This is a genomic window from Streptomyces sp. AM8-1-1 (genome assembly GCF_032229325.1).
Taxonomy (GTDB): domain Bacteria; phylum Actinomycetota; class Actinomycetes; order Streptomycetales; family Streptomycetaceae; genus Streptomyces; species Streptomyces achmelvichensis.
The window spans coordinates 262,828-278,552 of sequence record NZ_CP135086.1; the positions used below are offsets into that span (position 1 = coordinate 262,828).

The window sequence follows — 15,725 nt, forward strand, 5'->3', positions numbered from 1 at the left end:
CGCGAAGCATGGGCAAATGGTGCTCTTGCGGAGTCGGAGTAGTTCTAGTGCGATTGCGGGGTGCTTCATCCTGCCCCTCACTGAGGAAGGCCCTGGCATGACGTCCAATCCATTGAACAGCGTGGTATTCCGCTGGACCGGCGCGCGGGCGCTCGGCGTGAGCCGGACGTGACGCTGCGCCCGACGGGGGTACCGCCTGGGTCCTTGAGCGCCGAGCGCAGACCGATGCAAAGGGAGTCGTGATGGCCGTTACCAGCAGCAGTACACACGCGAGTGCTCCACCCAGGAGCCTCCAGCTGCCAGGAGTCACCCTGGGAGTGGGGCTCGGCGGGTTCGTCGACGGCATCGTGCTGCACCAGCTTCTGCAGTGGCACCACATGCTCACCAGCACGAATCACGACCGGATCGGCCTGAAGTACTACCCCGCGACCACCATCGACGGCCTGCAGATGAACACGGTGTGGGACGGCATCTTCCACGCCATCTGCTGGGTCGCCGTCCTTGCGGGACTGGCCCTGCTGTACTCACGTGTGACCCACCACCGGCGTCAGGTCTGGACCTCGCCCGCCCTGTGGGGCTGGATCCTGGTCGGCTGGGGCTTGTTCAACATCGTCGAGGGCCTCGTCGACCATCAGATCCTCGGCATCCATCATGTCTACGCCGGAGCACAGCAGGCATGGTGGGACGCGGGCTTCCTTCTCCTGGGCGCGTTGTTCGTCGCAGGGGGCTGGGCCATCCAGCGCCGCGGCCGGCCGTTCGACCCCGAGGGTGAGGACGGGTCGTCACAGTCCGGCCCGGCCGCTGCATGAACGGCCATCCCGCGGAGCAACACCATGGCGGCCCGGCCCCTCTGCTGGACGTGTTGCTGCCGGTGACCGTGATCCTGGCGCTGGGCTCGCTGTATCTGCTCCTCGCGGCACTCGCCCGTCACCGCAACCCGGTAGTCGGGTGGAGCCGCCGGCGCACCGGCTGGTTCCTGACCGGCCTTGGTCTCCTCGCGCTGGCTCAGTTGCCGCCGGTGGCACCCTTCGCCCACGAAGACTTCCGCGGCCACATGGTCCAGCACCTGCTGGTCGGGATGTACGCTCCCCTCGCCCTCGTCCTCGGGGCTCCGGTCACCCTCCTGCTGCGCACGCTGCCGACAGACCGGGCCCGAATGCTGTCCGGAATCCTGCGGAGCCGCCCGCTGCGGGTGATCACTCACCCCGCTCTGGCACTGGTGCTGAGCGTGGGATCACTCGGTGCCCTGTACTTCACACCTCTGTACGAGGCGATCGACGGGCAGTTGCTCTGGCACCAGGTCCTCCACGCCCATTTCCTGCTCTCAGGTTGTCTGTTCGCGTGGGTCATCGCCGGTCCCGACCCCGCCCCTGCCCGGCCGGGCGTGCCCACCCGGCTGGTCGTCCTGGGCATCGCGATCGCCGCCCACGCCATCCTGGCGCAGATGATGTATGCCGGTCTCTACCTCGGCGTCCGCGCCCCTGCCGAGCAGATCCAAGGCGGCGCGGAGATCATGTACTACGGCGGAGACATCGGCGAACTCCTGCTGGCAGCCGCGCTCGTGGCCACCTGGCGCCCCACACCGCGCACCAAGCGGCAGGCCCGCAGCGCCGCCACCCGGTGAAGAGTGGCGTTCGGGCCATCAGCTGACGCCAGCGGGCAGCCGGCTCGGCTCTCGTACCGCTCCGATGCCGCAACAGGTAAGCGAAGGACCGCGCGACGACATGGAGGGCCGGCACGTCTTTCGAGTGGCCATTGCCACCAGTCACCGTCGCCCACCAGGGAACGGTGCAGGTAGTCCTCCAACTCCCATGCAGCCCACGGCCGCTTGTCACTTGGCTCCATGAGCCGCTCCCTTCCACATCCAACGACGCTCCTCCGGGGCGGTGCAACGACCGGAATGGCCCTCGCTGACCGATCGCCAAAGAGCTATCGATGCGTACGCCGGTGGTACACAGGCGCCCGCCTTGGCGCACTCAACCATCCAAGTCCCTTGATTGACGTCTTGTCAGAGTTGCTTTCTCGTGGCGTACTTGAAACAGCGAACCGGTGGGCCGCCCATCCCATAGCCGGGGATATTGGTAAAGGGGCGGTATCCGCCGGTTCTTCCTTTGTGTATCTGCGAGGGAACTCCGAAACCCGGTCGGTACGGTTCAGCCGTCTACCCCCGTGAGGGTCTTCCGCGAAGGTCGGCCCGGTGTGGTCCCCGGTTCCGCTGCGTCCTCTGTCCCTTCCCGTCAGCGAGGAGTTCTCCATGCCTATCTCTCCGAACCAGGGATCCACCGGCGGTGGCACACTGGTGACCATCACCGGTACGAACCTGTCCGGCACCACCGCCGTCAAGTTCGGCACCAAGCCGGCCACCAACGTCACCAACGTCTCTCCGACCCAGGTCACGGCCGTGTCGCCCTCGGGCACCGGCAGCGTGGGGGTGACCGTGACCACCGGGGGTGGCACGAGCAACCCCATACCGTTCTTCTACGTGGGAGCCCCGTTCAAGTCCTCGCTCGATCCGACCTCCGGCCCCCTCGCGGGCGCCAACACGGTCACGATCAACGGTGTTGGGCTGGCATCTGCCACCAGTGTGTCATTCGGCGCCAACACCGCCACGCCCACGGTCGCCTCCGACACCCAGCTCTCCGTCACCGTGCCTGCGGGCGCAGCGGCGGGCCCCGTCGGAGTGAGCGTGACCACGGCAGGCGGGACGAACAACGGTCTGTCCTACACCTACGTGGACGTCCCCGCGGTGACCTCCGTTACGCCGACCTCCGGGCCGACGTCCGGCGGGACCGGTGTGACCATCACCGGCACCAACCTCGGCACCACCGAGTCGGTCACCTTCGACGGCAACCCTGCTCCGTTCTCCGTGGTGAACTCCACCACGGTCTCGGCGGTGACCCCGCCCGGCACCGTCGGCGCGGTTGACGTGGAGGTGACCAACCCGGCCGGCTCCGACACGGCCGTCGGCGCGTTCACCTACGTCGCGCCTCCCGGTATCTGACCCTCATCCACGCTGCCGTCCGGTCTTCACCGGGCGGCAGCTTGCCTTGACCACCGCTTCCCGAGCGGTAGTTCTCGCCGTGTCCGCCGATGCCGCAGACACGGCGGTTCCCCTTGCCCGGACCGGCACCCACGTCACCCGGGCCTCGCCCAGGCTGCCATAGGAGCACCTCATGCCGCCCACGATCAGTACCATCAATCCCTCGCAAGGGCCCACCACCGGCGGTACTACCGTCACCCTCACCGGTACCGGGATGACCGGATCCACCGCCGTACGGTTCGGCAGCACCAACGCCACTTCCTTCACCGTGGTGTCGGCGACACAGATAACAGCCGTGAGCCCGCCCCGCGCCGCAGGGGCGGCGGCGGTGATCGTCGTCCATCCAACCGGCAACAGCAACTCGGTGACGTTCACCTATGTCGTGGCGCAGGTGCCGGTGATCACCGGTGTTGCACCCAGCAACGGTCCGACATCAGGCGGCACCAGTGTCACCCTCACGGGAACCGGGTTCACCGGAGCAACAGCGGTCACCTTCGCCGGGGTGCCGGCCACGTCATTCATCGTGAACTCGGCCACCCAGATCACCGCCGTAACACCCGCCGGAAATGCCGGGGCCGCCGTGGTGACCGTCACGACGCCGGGGGGCGTCAGCGCCCCGGACGCCTTCTTCTTCTACGCCGCGCCTCCCGTCCTCAACAGTGCCAGCCCTGTCCTTGGCCCGACGGCGGGAGGTGTGGTGGTCACACTGACCGGAAGTAGCCTGCTCAACGCCAGTGCCGTACGGTTCGGGAGCACCAACGCCACATCCTTCACCGTGGTGTCGGCCACACAGATCACGGCCACTGCCCCGCCTGGGACGAGCAGTTCACCGATCACGGTGATCACCCCGGGCGGCACGAGCAACCCCGTCGCCTTCACCTATGTCGCCACGCCCACCCTGACGGCACTGGTACCCAGTAGCGGTCCGACGTCCGCGGGCACCGTGGTCACCCTCACCGGCACAAACCTGGCCACCGCCACGGCGGTTACCTTCGGGGGTACGGCCGTCTCGTTCACCGTCGTGTCGGACACACAGATCACGGCCGTAGCAGCCGCGGGCCCCGCAGGTCCGGTCACGGTGACTGTCACCACGGCGGGCGGCACCAGCCCGGGGCTGACCTACACCCGGGTTGCCGCGCCCGGCATCTGACCGACGGACGTCGGGGAAAGGAGCTGATGCACACGCCTCGTACAGCACCTTGCGCCGCTCTGGCATTCGGCAGTCCGACGACCGGTGCAGGCTGATGATCCAACCAGGCTACTTTTGGGCGCCGCCTCCCTGGAAGGCAACTGAGATCGCCATAGCGTGAAGCTGCACGGTGCCCGCAATCGGCGGGCCCGGCGCCGGAACAAGGAGCCGAACCGGTGAGGATCACACCGCGCAGAGGGAGACTGGTCGTCGCCACAGCTATGGCAGCCGTGCTGGGGTTGGCCTCGCCCGCCTGGGCCGTACCGTCGAGCACAACGGTGGTGGCGGCTCCGCCGTCCGCCGTGGTGGGCACTGCGGTGCAACTGACAGCCACGGTCGACTGTCCTGCCACCGTCACTGGCGGGCTCGGCGTGACGTTCTTCGACGGCAACGTCCTGCTCGACACCGTGATGGTGAATGCCAACGGCCAGGCCAGCTACACCGCCACGTTCACCACCGCCGGCTCGCACGAAATCACCGCCGCGTACAACGGCACCACGGAGTGCGACGCCTCCAACGACACCACGATCGTCCAGGTCACGTCTGCCCCGACGCCCCCCGGTCCGCCCCCTGGCTTCTGTCTCCTCGCCTGCGGCGGACTGATCAACTTCTCCGTCGGTGACATCAATAACACCGTCACCATCTCCGGGGACAAGTAGAGAACGGGGAACCAGCGGTACCCGCGCAGAGAGATAGCCCGCAACCTTGTTGACAGTTGCCGGCTTCCTCTCACAGGCGAAGACCTCCGGTGTGGTGCGGCCCCAGGCGTCCACGGCACCGGAGGTCTTCGTGTCCCACCACAAGGCTGGCTGACGGATCATCATGGCCGGCCCCCGCCCTCCGTCCGGCCGTCGAGCGTGCGACGACCATGGCGTCCGCCATCCTGGACGGCACCCTGCTGGCCATCGCCGGATCGCCGCCGACCGGCTCTTCCGCTCTCGCCCACCCGAAGAGGCGGCGGCCCTCGCGTGGAAATGACACTGCGGTGCCCCGTCCGCCAGGGTGAGGCTGCCATGCACAACCGCCGCCTGCCCGGGCCGTGGTTGCCGTGCGTGGTGTTTGTCGCGTCAGGCGCGGCGAACACCAATTCTCGGCATGCGGGCAAAGCGGTGCGTCATCGACGCCGGCGTGGAGAGGCTCGGCATGTGTCCGCCGAATTCGAGCCGACCCGGCGGTGCTGACCTGGCATTCATCGGTCGTACGGCTCCTCGAAGTGAACGTGCACCTGCCCAACCGCCCAGCCGATGCCTGGAAGATGGCACCGGCTGGGGGATCCACTCCCTCTCAGGAAGTGCCCATCGCGACATCAAGCTGGACGCTGGGCTGCCCCGCGCGCAAGACAGACAGCAGCCATACCGGAGGCCGCGCTCCCCCGGAGAGGGATGGGCTGCCCACCGGTTGGATACTTACAGTGACGCAGGTCCTGGAATATGCCGCAAGGGGATGCGATCTTTCCTCACCCGATCGGCGGGGCGCGCGAGGGGGCGCACGCCAGGACGAGCCCGTGGGAAATGGCCGGAAACCTCGCATGTTCCCTGATCGGCGGCGGTACGGCTGCCTCTCGGCCGCTCGCCTCGCGGCCGTCGGACCAGTGAGAAAACGATGTAACGATCAGGCCGACTGTTGGTCACCATGCGTGTTTCCGGCCACAGTTGACGGGCATTCCGTCTGGGGGGGGGAGAACGTCGCGGTGTGCAGCCTCTGAGATCCTCGACCAGCGCGAGCTGCCGGCCCGGCGGATCGAGGACCGCTCGAGGTTCACCCTCTCTCTCTCGAAGGTCTGACGTACGTGCCGGCAATCGGCGCCAGGACCGGCGACCACATCCTGTCCAGGTCGCGAAGGCAGCACCTTCCGAGCCTCGGCCACCTCGCCGCCCACGCCCGGGCACCCCTCAACTCAGGGTCTTCAGTCCGGGTCGAACACCCCGCCAGGAAGGGACACAAGCTGCCCGATCGGGCCTTCTCCACTTCTCCGGTCTGCGGAGCGACGGCCCGGACCGGCTGCGCGGCGTAGCAGGTGCCGTGGCGGAATCTCGCATCACCTGGTTGGCGCGTTTGAATGGCCGCCACGACCAGCGCGGGCTTCCCTTTATCTGGACCGCAATAGCGTTCGAGTGGGAGGTGGCCGATGTACAACACGTACGCCGACCGCGGAGAAGCAGAGACCGGCACCGGCATGCTGGGGCATGCCGTCGACGGCAATGGCCATGCCTTGTGCGCCCGGAGTTTCACCGCGGTGCGGACACCGAACGGCGGGTGCGACCGCGAGGACCACTGCTGCGGCCGTATGAACGCCGCCGCCGGGGCAGTTCGCCCTTCTCCCCTTCTCGTGGGGGATCCACGTACGCCGGGTGTGGGGGGCGGCCCCCATGGTTGCTGACACCTCCCCCCAGTTGAACCGGCATCGGCCGCGGCTGGTCGCCCGATGGCGCGAATCGGCAACTCAGCACCTCACTCCCACGAAGAGGTCGCTGATCGTGACGTGGATCGCGTTCGGCGTCACTTGGGGGACCGTGCGAACCATCACCCATGGCATCCGCGGTGGATGGCTTCCCTGGGGGAACATCTCCGCCGGCGGCCGGCACCTGCACCACTACAACATCGGCATCGGCACTCTGGCCGGCGTCGGCATCATCGCCGTACGCGGCGATGAACGCGCCGTCGGCCACCCCGCCGTCGCCGCAGCATACGGCGCGGGAACCGCACTCATCGCCGACGAATTCGCCCTGCTCCTCGACCTGCAAGACGTCTACTGGACCCAGCAGGGACGCCTCAGCGTGGACGTCTCCCTCGGCATCCTGTCCGCACTCGGCGCATACCTGACCGCCATACCGTTCTGGCACGAGTGTGCTCGAGTGACTCGCCACCACATCGCCTCCGCGGCCAAGCGAAACCTGAAGGTCCCCGGCTGACCACCAGGCGCTCTCCTGCGGCGCGGGGTGACGAAGCCGGCCCTCCGGGATCGGGTGCGCGCCAGTGTGTCGTGCGGTTCAGCTTCTGCTGCGATGTGGAGAAGGGGAGGCGCCCGCCGGCGTGATTGACGACCTCTCCGTCCAGGACGACGAGCTGTCCAGGGGTCGTGCACGGCACTGTGGACCGGCGGGGCCGTGGACGAGGATTCTGACGGCTCCCGCCAACCGATTCACCCAGAACCGCATTGCCGACGTCGAAGTCCAACCGCTCGAACCTCGGACCAGATGAAGGCAGGCTTCGCCCGGATATGATGCATTTTGTGATCACGCCCGGGCGGCTGCGGCGTCGTCGTCCCCACGACGGCCGGTGGGAAGCTGCCCTGCTGTCACCGGTGATCCTTACCGTTCTCATCGTCGGCCTGGCATTCTCCACACCGCGGGAGATCGCCTTCAGCCGCCTCCTGCCCGCCGCACCCGCCCTCGCCGCCGCGATGTGGCCCGTGCTCCCCACGCTCCTGCTGGGGACGTTCTGCCTGCTGGTCATGATCGGCCTCAGCTTCGTCTACACCGACCTGGGGACCCCGTACACGGCGGCCGCGATCGTCGCGGTCACCTTGGCGGCCGCGTACGCGAGCCATGTCCGCCTTCAGCGGGAGGAGACCCTCTTCCACGTCCGGCTCGTCGCCGACGCAGCCCAGAGGGTGCTGCTCCGTCCTCTACCGCGCCTTGTCGCGCACCTGGAAATCGAGTCGCTGTATCTGGCAGCCCAGGAGCAGGCCCGCATCGGCGGCGACTTCTACGAGGTGGCCGATACGCCCTACGGGGTCCGGATGCTGATCGGCGATGTACGGGGCAAGGGCCTGCCCGCGGTCGGAGCGGCCGCGGCAGTGGTCAGCAGTTTCAGGGAGGCCGCGTACGACGAGCCGGACCTGACGGGCGTCATCCATCGCCTGGAGACCAGCATCACCCGCCACAGCGCCACGTTCCCCGCCCAGGACCTGCCGGAGCGCTTCGCCACCGCTCTACTCGTCGAGATCCCCCACGGCAGAGGCCACATCAGACTCCTCAACTGCGGGCACCCCCCGCCACTGCTCGTGCACCGCGGGGAGATCCGCGTCCTGGACCCCACCGCCGCCTCACCGCCCCTCAACCTCGCGACGCTCATCGGAGACCGCTACTGCGTCGACACCGTCGCCTTCACCCCGGGCGACCAGCTCCTGCTCTACACCGACGGAGTAACGGAGAGCCGGGACAGGACCGGCGAGTTCTTCCCCCTGTCGGACTGGATGCGGCGACAGGGCCCGGTGCCGCCTCGCGAACTGCTCGACCGACTTCACCGGGCCCTGCTCCACTACAGCGGCGGAAGGCTCGACGACGACATCGCAGCCCTCGCCGTGCGGTGCCCGGACAACGGGGCCCAGGAGCACCCCGCGTAGGTGCCCGCCCCCGGGCCAGTGGGGCACGCGTGGATCCCGGGCATCGCCACATGGCGTCGCGTACGGGGCAGGCGTAGCGTCGATGGGGGGCGAGATGGGCACGTGGGGGCTCTGGCGTGCACCGACCGACTTGCCGGGAGGTTGCGGCATGGTACGGGGTATCCGCAACACTGTTGGAGTGATCTTGGCCCTCGTCGGCGCCGCCGCGGCGCTCTGGGCGCCCTTCCGCAGTTGGTACAACGGCCGTCTCGGACATGACTTCCAGGTCTGGGAACTCTTCACCGGAGCCGGCGTGACGAACTCGGGCGCGGGGCTGTTCGCGTCCATGTTCCTGCCTCTCCTCGTCGGCGCGATCGTCACCCTCCTCGGCGTGATCTTTCGATCGCGACTGCTGGTCCTCGTCGCCGGAATCATCACCCTCGGATTCGCCATCCTCTGGATGGTCCGGCAGGGGCAGGCAGAGGGCAGTCTGACGGTCACGGGAGACAGCAACGGGCTCGGCAGCGGAGTGGCACTCGCCCTGCTCGGCGGTCTCCTCGTGCTGATCGGTTCGGCCGTCATGGGCGGACGCGAGTCCCGGGCCGTGCGCAACGCCCGCGACGAGCAGCAACAGCGGGAGGCGATCCACGCCGAGGACCGGGAGCACCTCGGCGCTGGGACCGACCGCCCGTACGGCATGGCCGCCCGGGACCAGGACACAGCGGACGCGACAGCAGCGGACGCGACAGCTCGAGACAGCGCCGAGGACATGCGGCCCGCGGCAGGCACCGGTTCTGCCCGACAAACCGCACCGGGAGGCGGCACGCCGCAAGGATTCGCACGGCGGCCGCAGCCGGCATCGCCACCGCGCAGCCGCCCGGTCCCCGCGAGGGAGACGGACAGCCCTGACCGGGGACGCGGCGATTCCGACCGTACGCAGTACGAGCAGAACGACGAGACCGGCGACTCCCGTGCATCGGACGAAGACCGCTCGGGCCACGGCAGGCACCGCCGTGACCGGCCCTGAGCAGCGCCGGTCCCGTCCGGGACGAGAGACCGGCGACACCGCGGGCGGGTGATGTCGGCCAGAGAGTGCTGGTGGCGTCCTGCGGACGCCGACGCGGATCTCCCGCAGCGCCAGTGGACGCCCACCTGTTTGGGGGCTACCGGCGGGCGTGCCGGTCAGCGAGCGCGCCGGATGCCCTTGCGGCTTGATCGGCGACGGACTGCGGGGCGTTCCAGGGGCAGGGAGCATGCCCTGCTGCTGGAACAGGGCCAGTCCGTCTCCCGGCCGCCGTCGCGGCCCATCCCGGCGCCGACGCCAGCGGAACCAAGAGTGCGATGTCGCACTCGTCCGCGCACAGCCGGACCGCGTACGCCGCGATCCGCCCGCTCCTCCTTCAGTCGCCCGCCATAGGAGCCCCCCATCCTGCGCGCGGCGACCGACCCGACCGCCCGAGGGGGCAGTACTACTGCCCCCTCGGATTCCAGCGGAGCAACGCCTACCCCACAACCGTGAGGCCGAGCGCTGTGTCGTACGACGCGACCACACAGCGCCGTCGCTGGGGCACCTGCCCTGATCACCGGTTCGGCACGGCGCTTCAGGCAATCGGCTCCGTACTGAACTCGGCGTGCAGGCGACGAAGATGGTCCACTTCCCGTACGGGGCCGGTGAGCGTGACCCGTGAGGTGAGCCGTGGCTCCGTACTCGATGCGCCGAACCTCAGCTCCAGCTCCCCCGGTTCCACGATGCGGAGCCCGTCCCGGCCGGTGAAGGCGGCCAGGTCCGCGGGGACCGTCGCGTGAACGCGTACGGCCTGGCCCGGGGCGAGTTCCAGCCGGACGTAACCGACGAGGCGCTGAACGGGCTGGACCACGGAGGCGACCGGGTCGTGCAGATAGAGCTGCACCAGCTCGGTGCCCTCCCGCGTGCCCGTGTTGCGGACGGTGAACGCCAGCCCGAACGCGCCGTCCGTGGCCGCCTCGTCGCACTCCACGGTCAGGTCCGTCCACGCGAAAGTGGTGTACGTCAGGCCGTGCCCGAAGCCGAAGGCCGGTGTCGGGTCGATGTTGGAAACCTCGCTGGAGTGACCGAGGCGGGCCGCCAGATAGGTGGACGGCTGGGCCCCCGGGTGGCGCGGGACGCTGACCGGGAGCCGGCCGGCCGGAGCGGTCCGCCCGCCGAGTACGGAGGCGATCGCTCGTGTGCCCTCCTCACCGGGGAAGAAGGACTGGACGACGGCGGCCGATTCGGTCGCCGCCCGGCCCAGCGCGTAGGGCCGGCCGGCCACCAGCGTCACCACGACCGGCGCCCCGGTGTCGAGAAGCGTGTCGAGCAGCTGTTGCTGGACGCCGGGCAGTGCCAGCGACTCGGCGTCGCAGCCCTCACCGCTGGTGCCGCGGCCGAAGAGTCCGGCACGGTCACCGAGGGCCACGATCACGATGTCGGCGCCCCGGGCGAGTTCGGCGGCCGCCGCGAACCCGGTGGTGTCGGGCCCGTCCACGCTCGCGCCCGGAGCGACGACGATCTCACTGTCGGGAAACTCCGCAGCCAACGCCTCGCGCAGCGTGGGCAGTTCGATTCCGAGCGGGACCTCGGGGTGCTGGACGCCGACGTGGACCGGGAAGGCGTAGCAGCCCAACACGGCTGTCGGCGCCTCCGCGTTGGGGCCGATGAGCGCGATCCTCGCCGGCGGTGCGCTCCGCTTGGGTGCGTGGGCGGGAGACAACGGCAGGATGCCGTCGTTGCGGAGGAGTACGACGGCCTGTTCGGCGATCCGGCGGGCGAGGGCCCGGTTGTCGTCGGAGTCCAGGCGCACCGAACCGCGTTCCGTCCCGGCGTCCGGGTCGGCATCGTTGTCCGGGCCCGCTCCGGCGAGTGCCGGCGGCGCAGCGCTCCAGCCCCGGTCGAGCAGACCGAGTTCGGCCTTCTGCACGAGGACGCGGCGCACGGCGCGGTCCACCAACGCCTCGGGCACGCGTCCCTCGGCGACCGCTTCCAGCAGGGGTTCGCCGAACGTCTTGACCGTGGGCAGCTCCACGTCGACGCCCGCGGAGAGCGCGGCACCGGCCGCCTCGCCGAAGGTCCCGGCGACTCCGTGCAGGGTCTTGAGGAACGCGATGCCGAAGTAGTCGGCCACGACGGTCCCGGTAAAGCCCCAGGTGTCCCGGAGAAGCCCGGTCAGCAGCCGCTCGTCGGCGGCGGAGGGGATGCCGTCGGTGTCGGTGTAGGCGTGCATGACCGACCGTACGCCGCCCTCCCGCACAGCCATCTCGAACGGCGGCAGGATGACATCGGCGCGCTCGCGGGCTCCCATGCCGACCGGAGCGAGATTGCGCCCGGCCCGGGAGGCGGAGTATCCGGCGAAGTGCTTGAGCGTGGCGACGATGCCTGCCGACTCCAGGCCCTGGACGTAGGCGGTGGCGACGGTGCCCACGAGGTAGGGGTCCTCGCCGATGGTCTCCTCGACCCGGCCCCAGCGTGCGTCGCGCACGACGTCGAGGACCGGGGCGAGGCCTTGGTGGATACCGACGGAGCGCATGTCACGGCCGATGGCGACGGCCATCTCACGGATCAGCCCGGGGTTGAAGGTGGCGCCCCACGACAGCGGCACCGGGTAGGCGGTGGCGCCCCAGGCGGCAAAGCCCGCGAGGCACTCCTCATGGGCCAGGGCAGGGATGCCGAAGCGGTTCGCGCGGGCGATCCGCCGCTGGGTGCGGGCCAGCGAGAGCGCGCCGACCGCCGGGTCGACGGGTGCCGTGCCGAACGGCCGGGTCAGTTGGCCCAGACCGTACGGCAGCAGCTCGTCGAGGTCGATCGCCTCTTCCATGTCGTGCTGGTGGGGGGCGACTTCGCCGCCTTCGTCGGATGCCCCCACCCAGACCCCGAAGAGCTGGGCGATCTTCTCCTGGAGGGTCATCTCGGCAATCAGGGCGTCGGCGCGGCTGCCGGCGTCGAGGGAAGGATCGCTCCAGAGGGGGGCGGTGGAGTCGGTCTCCACGGCCACGTCGTCCTCCACAGCCACGTTGTCGGTCACTTTCCTCCGACCCCCATCAGCCCTTGGACCAGAGCACGACGGGCGAACAGGTAGACGAGCAGGATGGGAAGCATGGACAGGACCACGGCGGCGAGCAGGCCGGGGATGTCGACCCCGTGTTCCGTCTGGAAGTCGTACAGCCCCATGGTGATCACCTTGGTCTCGGCGGACTGGGTGAGCACCAGCGGGAAGAGGAAACCGTTCCACGCCTGGAGGGCGGAGAAGACCACGATCGTCGACAGGCCGCTCCGGGAGAGGGGGACGACGAGTTGGAAGAAGGTCCGCCAGGGGGATGCGCCGTCCACGGTCATCGCCTCGTACAGCTCCGGGGTGATGTCACGCATCACCCCGGTGAGGATGAGCGCGCACACCGGCATCGCGAAAGCCGCGGTCGGCAGGATGACGCCGATGAGGTTGTCATAGAGACCGGCCTTGCTGATGACGTAGAACATCGGAACGATCACGGCCTGCGAGGGGATCGCGAGGCCCAGGAGGAAGAGCCGGAAGACGACCCCGGTGGTCCTGCCCTGACTGCGGACGATCGCGTACGCAAGCGGCGGTACGAGCAGCAGGACGATGCCGACGACCGCCACGGTGACGATCACCGTGTTGAGGAAGTACTGCGCGAAGCCGTCGTTGAGATCGTTGATGTAGTTGTCGAGCGTGAAGTTGTCGGGGAAGGCGAGCGGGCCGTTCGCCGCGTAGTCCGCCCGGCTCTGGAAGGTCGCGATCAGCATGACGTACAGCGGCAGACCGACCAGGAAGAGCCATACGAGCGAGCCGAATCCCGCCAGGTAGTTGGGACGGCGCTTCATCACACGCCCTCCTGGGTGCTGTGCATCTTGTCGTAGCCCGACAGTCGGACCATGATCAGCGAGATGAGCGTGGCGACGACCACGAGGAGCAGCGCGATGGCGGCGCCCGTGCCGAAGTCGAAGCTCTTGAAAGCCTTTTGGTACATGTAGTAGGCGCTGATCGTGGTGTCGGTGCCGGGGCCGCCCTGGGTGAGGATCAGCACGGTGTCGAAGGTCGTGAGGCCGCCGACGACCATGAGGATCACCGAGGTGATGATGCTGTTGCGCAGCTGCGGCAGCGTGATGTGGATGAACTGCCGGACCCGGCCGGCCCCGTCGATCTGGGCGGCCTGGTAGAGGACTTGGGGGACCGCGCGGGCGGCGCCTTGGTAGATGAGCGTGTGCAGGGGCGTGAACTGCCAGGTGGCGACGAAGACCAGGACGCCGATCGCAGTCGCCTGCTTGCCAAGCAGATTGCCGTCCCCGAAGAGCCACTCAGCCTGCGAGGGCACGCCGAAGTTGGGGTCGAGGACGGCGCGCCACAGCACGGAGACGGCCGTGATGGAGAGCAGTAGCGGGACGAAGTAGATGGCGGTCAGGACCGCCCGGTTCCGCTGGCGGCCCGCGGCCCAGACACCCAGCAGGATGCTGACCGGGGTCTGGACGACGACGCCGAGGAGGGTGAGCAGGACGCTCAGCCAGAGGCTCTCCAGCATGACGGGGTCGTCGAGGAGCTTCGACCAGTTGTCGAGACCGACGAACTCGGGTTCGCCGAGGCCGTTCCAGCTCGCGAAGGACAGCACGACGAGCATGCCGAGCGGGACGATGGCGAAGAGCCCGAAGAACACGGCGGCAGGGGCAGCCCAGGCGAAGCCCGGGCGGCCCACGCCGGTGCCGGCCCGTCCGGGGTTCCGGCCGGTCCGCTCGGGGGTCCGGCCGGTCCGTTCGGACTGCTCGCTGTCCACGGCGGGTGCGGTTGCGGAGGTCATGTCACCTGATCCGGATCAGTGGTGGGGTCAGGCGGCCGGCAGGGACTGCATCTGCTTGATGAAGGCGTCCGCGTCGATCTGGCCGTTGAAGAACTGCTGGACGGCCGCGTGGATCGTGGTCGTCGCCGCGGGCGGGTACGCCTGGTCCCAGGAGAGCTGGAACGCCGGGGCCTTCGCCACCAGGTCGTACTGGAACTTCGAGTACTCCGGGCTCGCCGAGGTGTCGAGGAAGTCGGGGGTGTTCGTCGTGGTGGGCAGATTGCCGATGGACAGCTGCGCCTTCACGAACTCGTCCGAGTACATGAGCTTGAGGAAGTCGGCGACCGCTTCGGGGTGCTTGGTCTTCTTCAGCACCGAGTAGTAGTTGTTGGTGTTGCCCGCGAGATTGCCCGGGTCGCCCTTGCCGCCGGATATGGTCGGGAAGGTGCCGTAGCCGAGGTCGCTCTTGGCGAAGTCCGGGTGAGCGTCCTGGAGGGTCGAGTACTCCCAGGAGCCCATCAGTTCGAAGGCGGCCTTGCCCGTGGCGAGCAGGGCCGGGGAACCGCCGTCGGTGAACTTCACCGAGTCGTAGTTCGTGCCGAAGGCGCCCGCGTCGACCAGCTCCTTGATCAGGGAGAGGGCCTTTTTGCTCTCGGCGCTCTCCCAGGCGCTCTTGTCGCCCGTCATGGCCTTCTGGAACAGCTCGGGCCCGGCGACGCGGTCGTACACGTACTGGTACCACATCTGCGTCGGCCACTTGTCGCCGCCGCCGAGCGCGATCGGGGTGACGCCCTTGCCCTTCAGGGTCTTGACCGCCGCGAGCAGCTCGTCCCAGGTCTTCGGCGGGGTGATTCCGGCGTCCGCGAGGACCTTCTTGTTGTGGAACATCATCACGGGCTGGGTGCCGCGCATGGGCACGCCGTACGGCTTGCCGTCGACCACCGCGGTGTTGAACACCGAGGGCAGGAACTTGTTCTTGAGGCTCTGGTCCTTGGCGATGAAGTCGTCGAGCGGCATCAGCAGACCGGCGTCGACGAACGGCTTGATGGAGCCGCCGCCCCAGTTGAAGAAGACGTCCGGCGCCTGCTTGCCGCTGATGACCGTCTGCAGCTTGGCCTGGTAGTCGGCGCCCGGGATGGTGTCCAGGACGGCCTTCACGTCGGAGGTCTTGTTGAAGGTGTCGACCAGCTGCTTCTCGACCTTGTTGGCCGCATCGCCGTAGACCAGGACGTGAATCTCGTCGGCCCCGCCGGCCGAGCCGTCGGAGTCCCCGCCGCAAGCGGACAGTGAGAGCGTCATGGCCAGCGCCACCCCGCCGATGACGGTGGCCCGGGAGAACCGTACGCGTTGCTTCATCGCCTCGCCTCTCG

Annotated in this window: 12 protein-coding genes; 8 read left to right on the forward strand and 4 right to left on the reverse strand. The window is 68.7% G+C overall.

Going from position 1 to position 15,725, the window contains the following annotated elements; translation table 11 throughout:
- Positions 1 to 242: 242 nt before the first annotated feature.
- From RPQ07_RS01230 to RPQ07_RS01265, 8 genes are all read left to right on the forward strand, one after another.
- Positions 243 to 809 (forward strand): DUF2243 domain-containing protein, encoded by a 567-nt coding sequence (locus RPQ07_RS01230; protein WP_313942074.1) that lies wholly within the window; start codon positions 243 to 245, stop codon positions 807 to 809.
- Positions 806 to 1,624, forward strand: a complete 819-nt coding sequence (locus RPQ07_RS01235) for a cytochrome c oxidase assembly protein (RefSeq protein WP_313942076.1) — start codon at positions 806 to 808, stop codon at positions 1,622 to 1,624. The genes RPQ07_RS01230 and RPQ07_RS01235 overlap by 4 nt, the downstream gene beginning before the upstream one ends.
- A 630-nt stretch (positions 1,625 to 2,254) precedes the next feature.
- Positions 2,255 to 3,001, forward strand: coding sequence for an IPT/TIG domain-containing protein (locus tag RPQ07_RS01240; protein ID WP_313942077.1), 747 nt, complete (start codon positions 2,255 to 2,257; stop codon positions 2,999 to 3,001).
- Between the two features lie 172 nt (positions 3,002 to 3,173).
- Positions 3,174 to 4,190, forward strand: a complete 1,017-nt coding sequence (locus tag RPQ07_RS01245) for an IPT/TIG domain-containing protein (protein ID WP_313942079.1) — start codon at positions 3,174 to 3,176, stop codon at positions 4,188 to 4,190.
- A gap of 215 nt (positions 4,191 to 4,405) precedes the next feature.
- Positions 4,406 to 4,888, forward strand: a complete 483-nt coding sequence (locus RPQ07_RS01250; RefSeq protein WP_313942080.1) for an Ig-like domain-containing protein — start codon at positions 4,406 to 4,408, stop codon at positions 4,886 to 4,888.
- 1,818 nt (positions 4,889 to 6,706) lie between these two features.
- Positions 6,707 to 7,141: a hypothetical protein gene (locus RPQ07_RS01255; RefSeq protein WP_313942081.1), complete on the forward strand. Its 435-nt coding sequence runs from the start codon at positions 6,707 to 6,709 to the stop codon at positions 7,139 to 7,141.
- A gap of 311 nt (positions 7,142 to 7,452) precedes the next feature.
- Positions 7,453 to 8,577 carry a PP2C family protein-serine/threonine phosphatase gene (locus tag RPQ07_RS01260; RefSeq protein WP_391843217.1) on the forward strand — a complete coding sequence of 375 codons (1,125 nt, stop codon included), beginning with the start codon at positions 7,453 to 7,455 and terminating at the stop codon, positions 8,575 to 8,577.
- Between the two features lie 178 nt (positions 8,578 to 8,755).
- Entirely contained in the window at positions 8,756 to 9,583 is an 828-nt protein-coding gene (locus RPQ07_RS01265; RefSeq protein WP_313942083.1) for a hypothetical protein, read from the forward strand.
- Between the two features lie 574 nt (positions 9,584 to 10,157).
- On the opposite strand, the gene RPQ07_RS01270 is transcribed toward RPQ07_RS01265, so the two are convergent.
- Genes RPQ07_RS01270 through RPQ07_RS01285 form a run of 4 tightly spaced genes read right to left on the reverse strand, consistent with a single transcriptional unit; the run spans position 10,158 to position 15,711 of the window.
- Positions 10,158 to 12,557 (reverse strand): beta-glucosidase, encoded by a 2,400-nt coding sequence (locus RPQ07_RS01270; protein ID WP_413777819.1) that lies wholly within the window; start codon positions 12,555 to 12,557, stop codon positions 10,158 to 10,160.
- Between the two features lie 32 nt (positions 12,558 to 12,589).
- Positions 12,590 to 13,408 carry a carbohydrate ABC transporter permease gene (locus RPQ07_RS01275; protein ID WP_313942084.1) on the reverse strand — a complete coding sequence of 273 codons (819 nt, stop codon included), beginning with the start codon at positions 13,406 to 13,408 and terminating at the stop codon, positions 12,590 to 12,592.
- The gene (locus tag RPQ07_RS01280; RefSeq protein ID WP_313942085.1) at positions 13,408 to 14,376 is read right to left on the reverse strand and encodes a sugar ABC transporter permease; all 969 of its coding nucleotides are present in this window, start codon (positions 14,374 to 14,376) and stop codon (positions 13,408 to 13,410) included. The genes RPQ07_RS01275 and RPQ07_RS01280 overlap by 1 nt, the downstream gene beginning before the upstream one ends.
- A 27-nt stretch (positions 14,377 to 14,403) precedes the next feature.
- Positions 14,404 to 15,711, reverse strand: coding sequence for an ABC transporter substrate-binding protein (locus tag RPQ07_RS01285; RefSeq protein ID WP_313942086.1), 1,308 nt, complete (start codon positions 15,709 to 15,711; stop codon positions 14,404 to 14,406).
- Positions 15,712 to 15,725: the final 14 nt, after the last annotated feature.

What these genes read in the sequence shown, in the direction of transcription:
- RPQ07_RS01260 (WP_391843217.1), top strand. Translation starts at nt 7,453, where the DNA reads ATGCATTTTGTGATCACGCCCGGGCGGCTGCGGCGTCGTCGTCCCCAC.
- RPQ07_RS01230 (WP_313942074.1), top strand. Translation starts at nt 243, where the DNA reads ATGGCCGTTACCAGCAGCAGTACACACGCGAGTGCTCCACCCAGGAGC.
- RPQ07_RS01275 (WP_313942084.1), bottom strand. Translation starts at nt 13,408, where the DNA reads ATGAAGCGCCGTCCCAACTACCTGGCGGGATTCGGCTCGCTCGTATGG.
- RPQ07_RS01285 (WP_313942086.1), bottom strand. Translation starts at nt 15,711, where the DNA reads ATGAAGCAACGCGTACGGTTCTCCCGGGCCACCGTCATCGGCGGGGTG.
- RPQ07_RS01235 (WP_313942076.1), top strand. Translation starts at nt 806, where the DNA reads ATGAACGGCCATCCCGCGGAGCAACACCATGGCGGCCCGGCCCCTCTG.
- RPQ07_RS01245 (WP_313942079.1), top strand. Translation starts at nt 3,174, where the DNA reads ATGCCGCCCACGATCAGTACCATCAATCCCTCGCAAGGGCCCACCACC.
- RPQ07_RS01280 (WP_313942085.1), bottom strand. Translation starts at nt 14,376, where the DNA reads ATGACCTCCGCAACCGCACCCGCCGTGGACAGCGAGCAGTCCGAACGG.
- RPQ07_RS01240 (WP_313942077.1), top strand. Translation starts at nt 2,255, where the DNA reads ATGCCTATCTCTCCGAACCAGGGATCCACCGGCGGTGGCACACTGGTG.